The 15328-nt window shown below is 59.8% G+C and carries 12 protein-coding genes; 11 read left to right on the plus strand and 1 reads right to left on the minus strand.

The window, feature by feature from the left end; translation table 11 throughout:
• Positions 1-54 precede the first annotated feature (54 nt).
• The 11 genes from WA928_RS05025 (at position 55) to WA928_RS05075 (ending at position 11458) form a co-directional block, all read left to right on the plus strand.
• The gene (locus WA928_RS05025) at positions 55-1020 is read left to right on the plus strand and encodes a bifunctional riboflavin kinase/FAD synthetase (RefSeq protein WP_424300375.1); all 966 of its coding nucleotides are present in this window, start codon (positions 55-57) and stop codon (positions 1018-1020) included.
• A complete protein-coding gene (ileS, locus tag WA928_RS05030) occupies positions 1010-3850 on the plus strand; it encodes an isoleucine--tRNA ligase (RefSeq protein WP_424300377.1) in 2841 nt (946 codons plus the stop codon). Before WA928_RS05025 ends, ileS begins: the two co-directional genes overlap by 11 nt.
• Complete coding sequence (gene lspA / locus WA928_RS05035) at positions 3843-4391, plus strand: signal peptidase II (RefSeq protein WP_424300380.1); 549 nt, start codon at positions 3843-3845, stop codon at positions 4389-4391. The genes ileS and lspA overlap by 8 nt, the downstream gene beginning before the upstream one ends.
• 13 nt (positions 4392-4404) lie before the next feature.
• Positions 4405-5601: a bifunctional phosphopantothenoylcysteine decarboxylase/phosphopantothenate--cysteine ligase CoaBC gene (gene coaBC / locus WA928_RS05040; RefSeq protein ID WP_424300383.1), complete on the plus strand. Its 1197-nt coding sequence runs from the start codon at positions 4405-4407 to the stop codon at positions 5599-5601.
• 64 nt (positions 5602-5665) lie between these two features.
• Positions 5666-6133: a dUTP diphosphatase gene (gene dut / locus WA928_RS05045; RefSeq protein ID WP_424300386.1), complete on the plus strand. Its 468-nt coding sequence runs from the start codon at positions 5666-5668 to the stop codon at positions 6131-6133.
• Between the two features lie 255 nt (positions 6134-6388).
• Entirely contained in the window at positions 6389-7537 is a 1149-nt protein-coding gene (locus WA928_RS05050; protein WP_424300389.1) for a branched-chain amino acid ABC transporter substrate-binding protein, read from the plus strand.
• Positions 7538-7680: 143 nt separating this feature from the next.
• On the plus strand, positions 7681-8583 hold the full coding sequence (locus tag WA928_RS05055) for a branched-chain amino acid ABC transporter permease (RefSeq protein ID WP_350382526.1): 903 nt from the start codon (positions 7681-7683) through the stop codon (positions 8581-8583).
• Between the two features lie 3 nt (positions 8584-8586).
• A complete protein-coding gene (locus tag WA928_RS05060; protein WP_350382528.1) occupies positions 8587-9573 on the plus strand; it encodes a branched-chain amino acid ABC transporter permease in 987 nt (328 codons plus the stop codon).
• On the plus strand, positions 9570-10418 hold the full coding sequence (locus WA928_RS05065) for an ABC transporter ATP-binding protein (protein ID WP_417276911.1): 849 nt from the start codon (positions 9570-9572) through the stop codon (positions 10416-10418). Before WA928_RS05060 ends, WA928_RS05065 begins: the two co-directional genes overlap by 4 nt.
• A 5-nt stretch (positions 10419-10423) precedes the next feature.
• On the plus strand, positions 10424-11125 hold the full coding sequence (locus WA928_RS05070; protein WP_350382573.1) for an ABC transporter ATP-binding protein: 702 nt from the start codon (positions 10424-10426) through the stop codon (positions 11123-11125).
• 51 nt (positions 11126-11176) lie between these two features.
• Positions 11177-11458: a peptidylprolyl isomerase gene (locus tag WA928_RS05075; protein WP_350382531.1), complete on the plus strand. Its 282-nt coding sequence runs from the start codon at positions 11177-11179 to the stop codon at positions 11456-11458.
• Positions 11459-11528: 70 nt separating this feature from the next.
• Here the strand turns inward: WA928_RS05075 and putA are convergent, their stop codons facing one another.
• The gene (gene putA, locus WA928_RS05080) at positions 11529-15311 is read right to left on the minus strand and encodes a trifunctional transcriptional regulator/proline dehydrogenase/L-glutamate gamma-semialdehyde dehydrogenase (RefSeq protein ID WP_424300394.1); all 3783 of its coding nucleotides are present in this window, start codon (positions 15309-15311) and stop codon (positions 11529-11531) included.
• Positions 15312-15328 lie beyond the last annotated feature (17 nt).

The following is a 15328-nucleotide window of genomic DNA, read 5'->3' on the forward strand; positions in this document are numbered from 1 at the left end:
GGGCGTCTGCCCAGCCACGCACAAGACCAAACCCGAAATTGTAAACTGTCTGACGTGAACCCTGCTGCCCACCTCTATCGCACCCTACCGCGCCAAGTACCTCTGGCGCCCGGCGCGCTCACTATTGGCAATTTCGACGGCGTGCATCTGGGCCATCAGGCAATCCTGCAACAGGTCTGCCAGCACGCCAGGATACAGGGGCTGGTTCCCAGTGTGATGACGTTTGCACCGCACCCCCGGGCCTTTTTTGCCCGCAAGGGCGGGCGCCCCGAGCTCATCCCCACACAAATCAGCACGCTGCGCGACAAAACCGCCATGCTGGCAGCACATGGCATGCAGCGCATCGTGGTACAGCGCTTTAACCAGCAACTGGCCGACATGTCAGCCGAAGACTTCATCCGCAAATTGTTGGTAGAGGGGCTGAACACCCGCTGGCTGCTGGTGGGCGAAGACTTCCGCTACGGACACAAGCGCAGTGGCGATGTCGCCTTGTTGCGGCACATGGGCGAAACCCACGGCTTTGAGGTACAAACGCTGGCCGATGTCAACGACCGCCATGGTCAGCGCATTTCAAGCTCGGCATTGCGCACCGCGCTGGCAGTGGGCAACCTGGATCACAGCCGACAGCTTTTAGGTGCGCCGTTTCGCATCAGCGGACACGTCATCCACGGACAAAAACTGGGCCGCAACCTGGGGTTTCCAACACTTAACCTGCGGGTACCCGCGCCTTGTGCTGCCCGCTCGGGCATCTACATTGTGCGTGTTCATGGGCTGCAAGATCAGCCCATGCCCGGGGTAGCCAGCCTGGGGGTACGCCCCACAGTGACACGAGATGGGCCGCTGCTGCTCGAGACTCACATCATTGATCAAGGCGTCAATGCCTACGGTAAACTGGTGTGCGTCGAATTCCTCGAATTTTTACGCGACGAGGAATATTTCCCCGATTTAACCACCCTGATCGCCGCCATCCAGCAAGATGTGCAAGGCGCTCGCGACTATTTCGCCTCCCATGGACTATAGAGACACCCTGAATCTGCCAGAATCCCCCTTCCCAATGCGGGGCAACCTGGCCAAACGTGAGCCAGGCTGGATTGCCGCCTGGGAAGAAAAAAAGATTTACGCAGTCATCCGGGAGGCGGCCCAGGGGCGGCCCAAATTCATTTTGCACGATGGCCCCCCCTATGCCAACGGCGACATCCATATCGGCCACGCGGTCAACAAGATCCTCAAGGACATCATTGTCAAAAGCCGTGACATGGCAGGGTTTGACGCGCAATACGTCCCCGGCTGGGATTGCCACGGCATGCCCATCGAAATCCAGATCGAGAAAAAATACGGCAAGCACTTGCCGGTCGCCGAGGTACAAGCCAAGGCACGCGCCTATGCCGCCGAGCAGATCGAGCGCCAACGCACCGATTTCAAGCGCCTGGGCGTGCTGGCCGAATGGGATAACCCCTACCTCACCATGAACCCGCACAACGAGGCGGACGAACTGCGTGCCCTGGCACACATCATGGAAAAAGGCTTTGTATTCCGTGGCCTCAAGCCGGTTAACTGGTGCTTTGACTGCGGCTCGGCGCTGGCCGAGGCTGAAGTCGAGTACGCCGATCGCAAGGACGCATCGGTGGATGTCGCCTTTGCATTTGACGACCACCAAGCAATAGCGCACGCATTTGGCTTGGCTGAAGCCACCGAGGCCGGCGCCATCGTCATCTGGACAACCACCCCCTGGACCATCCCGGCCAACCAGGCTCTTAACCTGCACCCCGACCACGAATATGCCCTGGTACGCCTGGCTCAGCCGCTACCCACTGGCCGGATGCTGATTTTAGCCAGCGAGTTGGTTGAAAACTGCCTGCAGCGCTGGGATCTCCAAGGCGAAATCATCGCCCGAGCCTCGGGGCAGGCACTTAACGGGCTGGCCTTCCGTCATCCCCTATACGATGTCGATCCCGGATACCGGCGCCTGGCTCCCGTGTACCTGGGAGACTATGTCACGCTCGAGTCCGGCACCGGTGTGGTGCACTCTGCGCCTGCCTATGGCGTCGAAGACTTCATCTCTTGCAAAGCCCACGGGATGACCGACAGCGACATCATCAGTCCGGTGATGGGCAACGGGCATTACGCTGAGAGCCTGCCGCTGTTTGGTGGCCAGATGATCTGGAAAGCCAATCCGCTCATCATCGAGGCCTTGCGTAACGCCGGCAGCCTGTTGCATACCGCCACCCACACACACAGCTACATGCACTGCTGGCGCCATAAGACCCCCATCATCTACCGCGCCACCAGCCAGTGGTTTGCGGGGATGGATATCACGCCAAACTCAGGCCCATCTTTGCGCGAAATGGCGCTCAAGGGCGTGGACGACACGGCCTTTTATCCAGCTTGGGGGCGCGCGCGCCTGCACGCCATGATCGCCAACCGCCCCGATTGGACACTCTCGCGCCAGCGGCAGTGGGGGGTGCCCATGGCCTTTTTTGTCCACAAAGAAACTGGTGCCCTGCATCCCGACACACCCAAGCTGCTCGACCAGATCGCAGAGCGTGTCGAGCGCGAGGGCATCGAAGCCTGGCAGACACTCGACCCTCGCGATCTGCTGGGTGAGGACGCCGATCACTACGAAAAAAACCGTGACACCCTGGACGTCTGGTTTGATTCCGGCACCACACATGCCACGGTGTTGGGTGGTCAGGATCACGTGCTCAAGGGCTCGCACGCCCAACAACTGGCCTGGCCGGCCGACCTCTACCTCGAAGGCTCCGATCAGCACCGCGGGTGGTTCCACTCCTCACTGCTGACGGGCTGCATGTTGTATGGGCGTCCGCCCTACAAAGCCTTGCTTACCCACGGCTTTGTGGTGGATGGCAAAGGCAAGAAAATGAGCAAGTCGGTGGGTAATGTGGTGTACCCCCAAGAGGTTTCAAACTCGCTCGGGGCCGAGATCCTGCGCCTTTGGACGGCTTCTACCGATTACTCTGGTGAACTCTCCATCTCCAAGCAGATTCTCGATCGCGTCGTCGAATCCTATCGGCGCATCCGCAACACCTTGAAATTCCTGCTGGGCAACCTGGCCGACTTCAACCCGGCAACAGACGCAGTCGCCCTGGATCAGCTTCTGGAAATCGACCGCTATGCCCTGCAGATGACTGCGGGCATGCAAACCGAGGTGCTGGCCGCCTACGATCGCTACGAATTCCATAGCGCTGTGGCCCGGCTGCAAATCTTCTGCTCAGAAGACCTTGGTGCGTTTTACCTGGATATCCTCAAAGACCGCCTGTACACCACGGGCAAAGACAGCCTCTCGCGGCGTGCGGCACAAACAGCCTTGCATCACATCACGCAGTCGCTGCTCAAGCTGCTTGCACCCATCCTCTCCTTCACGGTCGAAGAAGCCTGGGCCGATTTGCAAGGCAATCCAGGCTCACCCACCATCTTTACCGAGCTCTTTCACGTGTTGCCGCAACAGGCAGATACGGGCCCCTTGCTCAGCCGCTGGACACGCCTGCGCGAGATCCGCGCAGACACCATGCGCGAAATCGAAACCGTCCGGGCACGCGGAGAAATCGGCTCATCCCTGGCTGCCGAGATCGACTACCACGCCTCAGGCGAAGACCTTGCCCTGCTGCAAAGCCTGGGCGAGGATCTGCGTTTTGTGATGCTGGTCTCGCGGGCAGATGTCCATTCTGCCGAGGGCGCACTGGGCATTCAGGTTCATGCATCTTCACACGAGAAATGTGGTCGCTGCTGGCACCATCGTGCCGATGTCGGCCACAACACCACTCACCCGCAGCTTTGCGGGCGCTGCGTCGAAAACCTGTTTGGCGATGGCGAAGTCCGTCACCATGCCTAAGGTACCCACGCCCGGCCAGAGTGCATCCTCAGCCGGACGGGCAGACGCCCTCACAAGCCGCACACGCGTCCGGGCCTGGCTGATTTACCTGCTTTGGGCGGTACTGATCATTGTTCTGGACCAAGCCAGCAAGGCCTGGATCACCGACCACTTCAGCCACGGCGAGCGCGCCAATGTACTGCCGTTCTTCGATTTCACGTTGCTGTACAACACAGGTGCCGCATTCAGTTTTCTGGCTGACGGCGGCGGCGCCCAGCGCTGGCTGTTTACCGCCATTGCCTTGCTGGCAGCAGGCTTTATCCTGCGCTGGCTATACACCCAGGCAGAACAGCGCCTGCTGTGCACCGCCCTGATTTGCATCCTGGGCGGGGCATTGGGCAACGCCATCGATCGCCTGCTTCACGGCCACGTGGTGGATTTTTTGCTGTTTTACTGGCATAACTGGTTTTTCCCGGCCTTCAATGTGGCAGACATTGCAATCACCTGCGGCGCGGGGCTGCTGATTCTGGACGAGATCCTGCGCGCCCGGCGCGCCCGCTGAAAAGGAAAACGCCATGCCTGAACTCTCTGGCAAACATATTGTTCTCGGTCTAACCGGCGGCATCGCCTGCTATAAAGCAGCCGAACTATTGCGCCGCCTGCAAGATGCAGGCGCCACCGTAGACGTCGTCATGACCGAAGCCGCCACCGGCTTTATCACCGCCGCCACGTTTCAGGCGCTATCAGGGCGCCCGGTGTGGGCGGATACCTGGGATGCCCGGGCCCCCAACCGGATGGCACATATCAATCTGGCCCGCACGGCCGATGCCATCCTGATCGCACCGACCAGCACCGATTTCATGGCCAAGTTGGCACACGGCATGGCCGACGATCTCCTCAGCACGCTGTGCGTTGCCCGTGGGGCTGTGCCCTTGCTGATTGCACCGGCCATGAACCACGAAATGTGGACACATCCAGCCACCCAGCGCAACGCCAGGCAACTTCGCCAAGACGGCATCACCCTGATCGGGCCGGCCGAAGGCTACCAGGCCTGCGGCGAAACCGGCTCTGGGCGCATGATGGAAGCAGCACAGATCCTGCAGGCCTTGGTCGCATTTTTTCAGCCCAAGGTATTGGCCGGAAAACGCGTTTTATTAACCGCCGGCCCCACCAGCGAGATCATCGATCCTGTCCGTGTACTTACCAACCGCTCGTCGGGGCGCATGGGATATGCCCTGGCGCAGGCCGCTGCCGAAGCCGGCGCCCAGGTTACCCTGGTTTCAGGCCCCACCGCATTGCCCTGCCCCGATGACGTTACCCGGATTTCTGTCACGCAAGCACGCGAAATGCATGCCGAAACCCTTGCCCGGGCCCCCAACACCGAGATCTTCATTGCCGTCGCCGCCGTGGCTGATTGGGGTATTGCCAACCCATCGGCCCAAAAACTCAAGAAACACGATGACGATGCACCACCCGTTATCCAGTTTGTACCCAACCCCGATATCCTGGCCGATGTGGCTGCCTTGCCGGCAGGCCCCTGGTGCGTGGGTTTCGCCGCCGAAACCGAGCACCTGCACGAACACGCCCAGGCCAAACGCCAGCGCAAGGGCATCCCGGTCATCGTCGGCAACCTGGCTCAGCAGGCCATGGAAGCCGCAGACACCGAGCTCATCATCTTCGACCAGCACGGTGCCTATCCGCTGCCTCGTCAAGACAAACTCCAGGCGGCCCGCCAGCTGATCAGCTGGATTGCTGCGCACTTGCCCGCCTGAATCCCCTGCTTTGCCGCACCGCCCTCCACCAGGCGGTGCGGGAAGCGATTTTCTGGAAACCACCATGCAAAGAAGACTCATCCAGGCCCGTATCGTCAATCCACTGCTGGGCACCGAGGCCATCCCTCGGCCCGATTACGCCACCGGGGGCTCTGCCGCTATGGATCTGCGTGCCTGCCTGGAAACGCCCCTGCGCCTGTTGCCCGGCCAGCGGTTGCCAATACCCACCGGTCTGGCCCTGAACATGATGGACCCAGGCCTGGTGGCCATCGTGGCTTCACGCTCGGGCCTGTCACTCAAGCACGGCATCCGTGTCGCACAGGGCATTGGCGTGATCGACGCCGACTATCACGGCGAGATCAAGGTGCTGCTGGCCAATGACAGCACCGAACCCTATGACATCCAGCCCGGCGACCGCATTGCACAACTGATGTTTCAGCCCGTGGTACAGGCAGACCTGCTTCTCACTGAAACCTTTGACACTGAAACCGAGCGCGGCACCGGTGGTTTTGGCAGCACGGGCAAGCGGTAAACACCGTACCCATCAAAGGGGCTACCTCAATCCTTCGATAGGTAAACCCCTTCCCTCGCCATACTAGGGATATTAGTGAAACCTCTAGGTTGTACCAAAAATTGACGATGGTTAAACTTCAACCAAGTTCTCGGCCAGCACAGTGGTTGTACCTTCTGTTTGCTGTTCGGGAATACCCCCATGGTACGTAATAGTTACTCTTAATATATTACGGATATATGGCTCCATCCGGGTCCATGCAAAGGAGATCCCCACATGAGCAGGCTGACAAAAATTTCCACGCTTTCTGCTGCGGTTTCACTGGCCCTGATGGGTCTGGGCACTGCCGTCGCGGCAGACGGCCCCATCAAGATTGGCGTCCAGGCACCTATCACCGGCGAATACGCCGCTGAAGGCCAAGGCATCGAAAACGGTGTTCGGCTGATTGCCAAGCAACACAACGACGCCGGTGGCATCCTGGGACGCAAGATCGAAGTTACTGTTTGCGACGACGAAGGCAAGGCCGCGCAAGCTGCCATCTGCGCACGTAAGCTGGTTAACGACGGCGTCATCGCCGTCATTGGCACCTACACCAGTGGCGCAGCCCTGGCCGCTGCTCCCATCTACTCGGCCGCCAACGTCATCCAAACCTCCGATGGCACCAGCGACGAGCTCACGCAAAAAGGCTGGAAAACGTTCTTCCGTAATGCGCCTCCCAACAGCGACGAAGCCGAGTTCGTGGCCAACTACTTCGTCAAGGTCAAGCAATACAAGCGTATTGCCATCCTTAGCGACCACTCCAGCTACGCCACAGGCCTGGCCAAAGCCACCAGCTCAGCCCTTAAAAAGGCCGGTGGCAACATCGTGGCCGAAGACTTCATCAATGCCGGCACGCAAGATTACAGTGCCGTGCTTACCAAGCTGAAATCCGAGAAGCCCGACGTGCTGTTCTTCTCGGGCTATTACACTGACGGCGGCCTGATCCGTGCGCAGATGAAGCAACTGGGCATGAATGCCGTGTTTGTGGGTGGCGATGCCAACCAAAACGAAAACTTCGCCAAGATTGCAGGCAATGCCGCAGCCGGAGCAGTGATCGTCAACGTGCCTGCTCCCGAAAACCTGCCCTACCCCGAAGCCAAGCAGTTCCTGGCCGACTACACCAAGGCATTCGGCGCACCGCCCCCCAGCATCTATACCTTCACCAATGCAGATGGCCTGCGTGCTGTGCTGGCCGGTATCGAAGCCACCAAAAGCACGGATACCGCCAAGCTTATCCCTTGGCTGCACAACATGAAGCAACCCTTCAACGGCCTGACCGGCCCGTTTACATGGGATGACAAGGGCGAACGCATCGGCAGCCCGATGTCCGCCTTCGAAGTCCAGGCAGGTGGTGGCTACAAAACCATCTACCCAGAGGCCAAGTAAGCCGCATCACCCCTGACACCGGGCCGCCAGTTGCTGGCCCGGTGCTCATTCTCCCGCTATCACTGGCGGGGGCCTGCATTCCTCACGCACGGCTGCCTGCCTTTTACCCACGGCACCTGGCGAACCACCACGGAAACCGACCGATGGACTTTATCCTCCAGCAATTCATCAACGGGGTGACGGTTGGCGGCATCTATGCGCTGATTGCCCTTGGGTACACGATGGTCTACGGGGTGTTGAAGATGATCAACTTCGCCCACGGTGACCTCTGCATTCTTGGTGCCTTTATCGGGCTCACCACACTGACATCCGGCGCCCTGGGCGGCTTGTCCACGGTTACTCTCCTGGTACTGGCCTTCGTTGTCGCCATGCTGGTTGTGGCCGTCGCCGGCACCCTGCTCGACCAACTGGCCTACAAACCCTTGCGCAAGGCCCACCGCCTGTCGGCAGTGGTGTCTGCATTAGGGGCCTCGATGCTGATCGAAAACGGCATCATGCTGATCTGGTCGCCCAACGTGCAGGTGTTTCCCAGCAACCTGCTACCCAATATCAACTGGCAGATAGGCGGTGCCTACCTCAGCTTTGTGCAGCTGCTCATCATTATTTCAGCGTTTGTGCTGATGGCCGGCCTGTACTTTTTCGTCCACCACACGCGTCTGGGCACCGCCATCAGGGCATCCGCCATCGATCAGGATGCGGCACGCCTGATGGGCATCAACGTCAATCGGGTGATTGCCCTGGTGTTCATCATTGGTCCCGTGCTGGGCGCCATTGGCGGCTTATTCATTGGCTTGTATTACCGTCAAACCTATTTCACCATGGGCTGGTCGTACGGCCTTAACGCCTTTATTGCCGCCATCATCGGCGGGATTGGCAACATCCCCGGAGCCATGCTCGGCGGGCTGGTGCTTGGGCTGTTTAACGCGTTTGCAGCCGGGTACATTTCCAGCTCCTGGCAAGACGCCATCACCTTTGCTCTCTTGATCGGCATCCTGCTGGTTCGTCCGTCGGGCCTGCTGGGCGAACGTGTTGCTGAAAAGGTCTAAGCCATGAATCAAACTTCGCAAACTTCCAGCCAGCCCGCAGCCTCCGAGCACGCCGCCAAAGGTGGCGGCATCCGATTTCTCACCATTCTCGGGCCGATACTGTGGCTGGCCGGCCTGGCCATCCCCAGCGTGATGTCCCCCGCCTGGATCACCATCGGTGGCATCTTCGCCATTTACGCCATCGTCGCACTATCACAGGACATCGTCCTGGGGCGCGCCGGGATGTACGACATGGGCCATGCGGTGTTCTTTGGCGTCGGCGCCTACACCAGCGCCATCCTGTCGCTGTCGTTCAACTGGCCCATCCTCTGGACAATCCCTGTAGCCATCATCATATCCGCTGCACTGGGTGGCATTTTGTCTGCCCCCATCGTCAAGCTGCGCGGAGATTACCTGCTGGTGGTCACCATAGGCTTCAACGCGATTTTTGTGCTGGCCATGAAAAACAATCTGTTTGGCCTCACAGGTGGCGCCGACGGCCTGTTTGGCGTCAGCGGGCCCACGCTGTTTGGCCACATGTTTGGCTCACAAAGCCACCTCTTCTACCTTAACTGGGTGGTGCTGGCAGTGGTCCTGTGGCTGATGCGCAATCTGGATCGCTCGGCACTGGGACGCACCTTCCGGTACATCAAATACGACGAACTGGCTGCCACCACGCTGGGCGTCAATGCCCGAAACTACAAAGTGGCAGCGTTTGCCCTGTCTGCAGGCATTGCCGGCCTGGCAGGCACCCTGTTTGCCATGCAGCTTTCAGCGGTCAGCCCGGGGTCTTTTCAGTTCACGGATTCTGTCGTGCTGTTTGCCATCGTGCTGGTGGGCGGACAAGCCTCGGTACCCGGGGTGTTGCTGGGCACCGCGATGATGTTTGTCGTGCCGCAGATTTTCACTGAGTTTGCCCAGTACCGCTATCTGGTATTCGGCATCGCCATGATTCTGGTCATGATCCTGCGCCCCCAAGGTATCTGGCCTGCACGCAAGGGAGTCCTATGAATTCGCCCCTTCCTACTTCCGGCTCCTCGGACATTCTCCTCGAGCTTGATCACGTTGGCATCAGCTTCGGCGGCCTGCGTGCAGTGGACGATCTCAGTTTCAAGGTCCACCGCGGTGAGATCGTCGGTTTGATCGGCCCCAACGGCGCAGGCAAAACCACGGTTTTCAACATCATCACCGGGGTCTATCAGCCCACGGACGGACATATCCGCTGGCATGGCAAGGACGTCACCGGCCAGCCTCCCCATCGGGTGGCACAGGCCGGCATCCGCCGTACCTTCCAGACCATCCGGCTGTTTGCCGACATGACTGTGCTCGAAAACGTCATTGCCGGGCAACATCTGCTGATGCAGCAATCGTGGTGGCAAGGCTTGCTGCGCACCCCGGCACAGCGGCGCGAAGAACGCCAGCTGATCGAGCGCGCGATGGCGGTACTCAAACAACTTGACCTGGCCGACGTGGCCAATGAGATTGCAACCTCGCTACCCTATGGTGCCCAGCGCCGGGTTGAGATGGCGCGCACGCTGGTGGCCCACCCCGAGCTCATCATCCTCGACGAGCCCGCTGCAGGCCTCAACGAGCAAGAATCTGCCGCCCTGAACGACACCATTCGCGGCATCCGCGACCAAGGCATCACCGTCATTCTGGTAGAGCACGACATGAGTGTGGTGATGAACGTCACCGACAGCATTGTGGTCATCAACTTCGGCAAAAAAATTGCCGAAGGCAAGCCCGAAGAAATCCGAGCCAATCCCCTGGTGATCGAGGCCTATCTGGGCCAGGACGATGACGACGACGATGATCCCCTGACCCAAGCGATCCACGAAGAACAGGCCCAGTCATGACACCATTGCTGAAGATCGAAGATTTACGCGTCAACTACGGCCAGATCCAGGCACTCAAGGGTATTTCCCTGCAAGTGCAAGAACGCGAAGTCGTCGCAATCCTGGGAGCCAACGGCGCCGGCAAAACCACCCTGATGCGTACACTCAGTGGCCTGATCGCGCCAAAGGCCGGCAAAATTACCTTTGCTGACCACGACACTACACACATGGGGGCCGATCGTATCGTGCGCCTGGGCATTGGGCAGTCACCCGAAGGCCGGCGTGTGTTTGGCACGCTGTCCGTGGCCGAGAATCTGCGCATGGGCGGCTTTACCCGCCCGCCCGCAGAAATCACTGAAAGCTGCGAACACGTCTACAAGATTTTCCCCCGGCTCTACGAGCGCCGGGCACAATTGGCCGGCACATTGTCGGGTGGCGAGCAACAAATGCTGGCCATTGGCCGCGCACTGGTGATCAAACCACGCCTGCTGTTGCTCGACGAGCCCAGCCTCGGCCTGGCGCCAATCATTGTGCGTAATATTTTCCAAGTACTGCGCGAGGTTCGGGAAACCGGCGTCACCATTCTGATCGTCGAGCAAAACGCCCGGATGGCCCTTAAACTGGCCGATCGTGGCTACGTCCTCGAGGTAGGCAAGCTGTCCCACGAAGGCCCGGCGCGTGAGCTCCTGGCTTCGCCGGAAATTCAGGCGGCTTACCTGGGACACTGACGTAAGGATTGCGTTATCCTTTAGCGTTTTTACCCCTCACAGGAGCCATCAATGACTCAAGCCACAGCCCGCCATATTTTGGTGGATTCCGAAGCACTTTGCCTGAAACTGAAAGACGAAATCGCCGCTGGTGCCGACTTTGCCGCAGTGGCCAAAGAACACTCCAGCTGCCCCTCCAGCCGTGATGGCGGCAACCTGGGTACGTTTGGCCGCGGCCAGATGGTGCCTGAGTTCGATACGGTGGTGTTCAGCGCCCCCGTGGGCGAAGTCCAGGGCCCGGTGCGCACACAATTTGGCTACCACTTGCTGGAAGTCACCAGCCGGCAAGATTAAGCGCACGCTACGTCGCTGACATAAATCAAAGGGCCCGCTGGGCCCTTTGATTTTTACAGGTGTATCGACATCACCCTACCATCATGAGAGTAGCGTTCCCGCCGGCGGCAGCTGTGTTGATGCACAGGGAGACCTCGCGCACCAGCATCTCCAGAGGGTAGCCCTGACTGGCAAACAGCTCCGGCGTCCGGCGGGCCAGCACAGGCACAATCGGGCCTGGGCGGGCAGCCACGACACGCGATAAGGCTAGAAGATCGTCGCCGTCACCTTCAAACAGCACCACCTGATACTCAGCGGCCTCCAACGCACCAGTATCCACCCAGCGTACATCCGTCAGGCCTGCCTGTTGATGAAGCGCCCGAATTTCCGGCGTATCCACCCACAGCATGGCGTTTCCGGTTTGCTGGCAGGCCTGCAATTGCGCCTGCACACCGGCTTTGCTGACAGCCCGGCACAATACTGTGCCTCTGGGCTTGAGGCGGTAGCGGTTGGTTTCTCCGGTTGGGCCCGGAAGCTCAAGCGGCTGTGCATCCTGCCCAGGGGTTCCCGACACGGGGAGCTCGCTGGGTGCAACTGACAGCAAACGATGCAGGTACAAGGGGCCGCCAGCCTTGGGGCCAGTGCCCGACAGGCCTTCGCCACCAAAAGGTTGCACCCCTACGGTTGCGCCGACGATGTTTCGATTGACATAGATGTTGCCCACCTGAATACGCTCGGTGACATGCTGCACGGTTTCATCCAGGCGGGTGTGTACGCCAAAGGTGAGGCCATAGCCGCGTGCATTGATGGCATCAATGACGGCATCCAGATCTTGGCGCCGGTAACGAAGCACATGCAGCACGGGCCCAAATACCTCTCGCTCAAGTTCGGCAATGTCTGAGATTTCAATCAGGGCAGGCGCCACAAAGGTACCAAACCGGGTTTGGCCAGCATCGCCCACCTGACGGTCGACGGCATGACCTGCCGACTGCATGGTTTGGATATGGCGCTCGATCATATCCCTGGCCTCGACGTCAATCACCGGGCCGATATCCGTAGACAGCAGCTCGGGGCGGCCCACGCGAAGCTCTTGCATGGCGCCTCGCAACATGTTCAGGGTACGGTCGGCACAGTCTTCCTGGACACACAAAATACGCAAGGCCGAGCAGCGCTGTCCAGCCGAATCAAAGGCCGAATTCAGCACATCGTAGACCACCTGTTCGGTAAGCGCGGAGGAGTCGACAATCAGGGCATTCTGGCCACCGGTTTCAGCGATCAGAGGCACGGGGCGCCCCGTGCCGTCCAGTCGCTGCGACAAGGTGCCTGCAATCAGCTTGGCCACCTCGGTGGATCCGGTAAACATCACACCACGCACCACCGGGCTGGCCACCAGAGTGGCACCCACGGTTTCGCCGCGCCCGGGTAATAGCTGTACAGCATCCGCCGGCACACCGGCACGATGCAGTACCGATACCCCGTAGGCTGCGATCAGATTGGTTTGTTCTGCGGGTTTGGCCAACACCACATTACCGGCTGCCAGCGCAGCACTGACCTGGCCTGTGAAAATAGCCAAGGGGAAGTTCCAGGGGCTGATGCAAAGCACTGGTCCCAGAGGGCGATGGCTGTCGTTGGAGAACTCGGTTTCGATGCGGGTGGCGTAATAGCGCAGAAAATCTACGGCTTCACGTACCTCGGCCACGGCATTGGGAAACGACTTGCCTGCTTCCCGGACAATCAGGCCGATGGACACTTGCATCTCGTCCTCAAGCAGCTGTGCAGCATGACGCAAACATTGTGCACGCTCGTCTGCCGGCGTGGCCTGCCAGATGGGTGCCGCATACTCGGCGCGTTTCAGGGCCGCCTGCACGTCGGCATCAGAGGCTTCAATGACTTGACCCACGACATCCCGATGATCGGCTGGATTCAGCACGTCCCGGGCACGTGTCAAGTCATCTGCCAAAGGAGGTGTAGCCAGCCAGTGCTGATCGGCACTACCCAGCAGGGCAGCTGCCAAAGAACTCAGGCGGTGCTCGTTGCTGAGATCCAGGCCGGCAGAGTTGGCACGGTTCTCGTGGGCCTGATAGAGGTCTCGTGGCAAGGGGATACGCTCGTGCGGCGCCCCCAGGGGTTGTACGGCCCGCGCCTTGTGCACCGGGTCTTCGATCAGGCGCTCGATGGGAAAGCTTTTATCGCCGATCTGATTGACAAACGAAGTATTGGCACCATTCTCAAGCAGGCGCCGCACCAGATAAGCCAACAGAGTTTCATGTGTGCCTACCGGGGCATACACCCGGCAAGGGCGATTGAGTTTCCCTTTGGAGATCGGCCCAACCACCTCTTCGTAGAGAGGCTCGCCCATACCATGCAAGCACTGGAACTCGTATTGGCCAGGATAATAGTTTTCGCCGGCCAGATGGTAAATGGACGCCAGGGTTTGGGCGTTATGGGTGGCAAACTGCGGGAACACAGCCTCGGGAGCCGACAGCAGCTTGCGCGCGCACGCCAGGTAAGACACATCGGTGTGCACCTTGCGCGTATATACGGGATAGCCTTCCAGGCCATCCACCTGTGCACGCTTGATCTCCGAATCCCAGTACGCCCCCTTGACCAGCCGCACCATTAGGCGGTGCTTGCTGCGCCGGGCAAGGTCGATCACAAAGTCGATGACAAACGGTGCGCGTTTTTGGTAGGCCTGAATGACAAAGCCAATGCCGTTCCAGCCGCGCAGGCGGGCGTCAAAGCACAGAGCCTCCAGCAAATCGAGCGACAGCTCGAGGCGATCAGCTTCTTCTGCGTCGATGTTCAGGCCAATATCGTACTGGCGCGCCAGCACCGAGAGCTCGACCATGCGAGGCAGCAGCTCGGCCATGACACGATCGCGCTGCGCGCGCGAGTAGCGCGGATGCAAGGCAGACAGCTTGATTGAGATCCCTGGGCCCTCGTAGATGCCCCGGCCTTGAGAGGCCTTGCCAATCGCTTGAATAGCCTGCTCGTAGGAACGATAGTAGCTGGCGGCATCTTCGGCTGTCGTGGCAGCTTCGCCCAGCATGTCGTAGGAATAGCGAAAACCGATTTCCTCGAACTTGCGGCTGTTGGCCAGTGCCGACGAGATGGTTTGTCCGGAGACGAACTGCTCACCCATCAATCGCATCGCCATATTGACGCCACGCCGGATCAGCGGCTCACCGCCTCGGGCGATCAAGCGGGTAAGTGCCTGTGAAAGGTTTTGCTCGCTGTTGACACTGACCAGTTTGCCGGTGACCAGCAGCCCCCAGGTGGCCGCATTGACAAACAGGGAGCGGGACTCGCCCACATGAGCCCGCCAGTGGCCCCGGCTGATTTTATCCCGGATCAGCGCATCACGAGTGGCCTGATCGGGGATACGCAGCAAGGCTTCGGCCAGGCACATAAGGGCTACGCCCTCTTGGCTGGACAGGGAAAACTCTTGTATCAGGCCCTCGACACCGCCACCCGTACGCTTGTCGCGAAGCGTCTGTACCAGTTGCTTGGCCAAAGTCTGAACCTTGTCTGACTGTGCCGCACCGGCATGATCCAGCAACATTGCCACGCACTCGGGCTCGGGCCGCCGATAGGCAGAAGTAATTGCTGCTCGCAACACAGATTGCGGCTGAATCTCCTGGGCAAACTCTTGAAACGGCGTTTGCAGCTCGGTTTCGGTAACAGGCCCCGGCTCGGAGGTGTCCGTACGGTGATCGATATCTGCCGGCAATTGGCCGCGTTCGATGGCTTCTACGTATGTTAGCAAGGCTTGCTTGTGCAGCCAGTGCGGGGTACAACCCAGCTTTTCTGCCTGTACGCGAAGACGTTCTCGCAAGGTCTCATCGACCTTGACTCCCAGTGTCACAGTGGCCATGTTCGGGTTCTCGGGTT

Origin of the sequence: Castellaniella sp. (assembly GCF_049651205.1) — a bacterium.
Lineage (GTDB): Bacteria > Pseudomonadota > Gammaproteobacteria > Burkholderiales > Burkholderiaceae_B > Castellaniella.

Coding starts and splice junctions, on each gene's coding strand:
- ileS (WP_424300377.1), top strand. CDS start 1,010: ATGGACTATAGAGACACCCTGAATCTGCCAGAATCCCCCTTCCCAATG.
- lspA (WP_424300380.1), top strand. CDS start 3,843: ATGCCTAAGGTACCCACGCCCGGCCAGAGTGCATCCTCAGCCGGACGG.
- coaBC (WP_424300383.1), top strand. CDS start 4,405: ATGCCTGAACTCTCTGGCAAACATATTGTTCTCGGTCTAACCGGCGGC.
- dut (WP_424300386.1), top strand. CDS start 5,666: ATGCAAAGAAGACTCATCCAGGCCCGTATCGTCAATCCACTGCTGGGC.
- WA928_RS05050 (WP_424300389.1), top strand. CDS start 6,389: ATGAGCAGGCTGACAAAAATTTCCACGCTTTCTGCTGCGGTTTCACTG.
- WA928_RS05055 (WP_350382526.1), top strand. CDS start 7,681: ATGGACTTTATCCTCCAGCAATTCATCAACGGGGTGACGGTTGGCGGC.
- WA928_RS05060 (WP_350382528.1), top strand. CDS start 8,587: ATGAATCAAACTTCGCAAACTTCCAGCCAGCCCGCAGCCTCCGAGCAC.
- WA928_RS05065 (WP_417276911.1), top strand. CDS start 9,570: ATGAATTCGCCCCTTCCTACTTCCGGCTCCTCGGACATTCTCCTCGAG.
- WA928_RS05075 (WP_350382531.1), top strand. CDS start 11,177: ATGACTCAAGCCACAGCCCGCCATATTTTGGTGGATTCCGAAGCACTT.
- putA (WP_424300394.1), bottom strand. CDS start 15,311: ATGGCCACTGTGACACTGGGAGTCAAGGTCGATGAGACCTTGCGAGAA.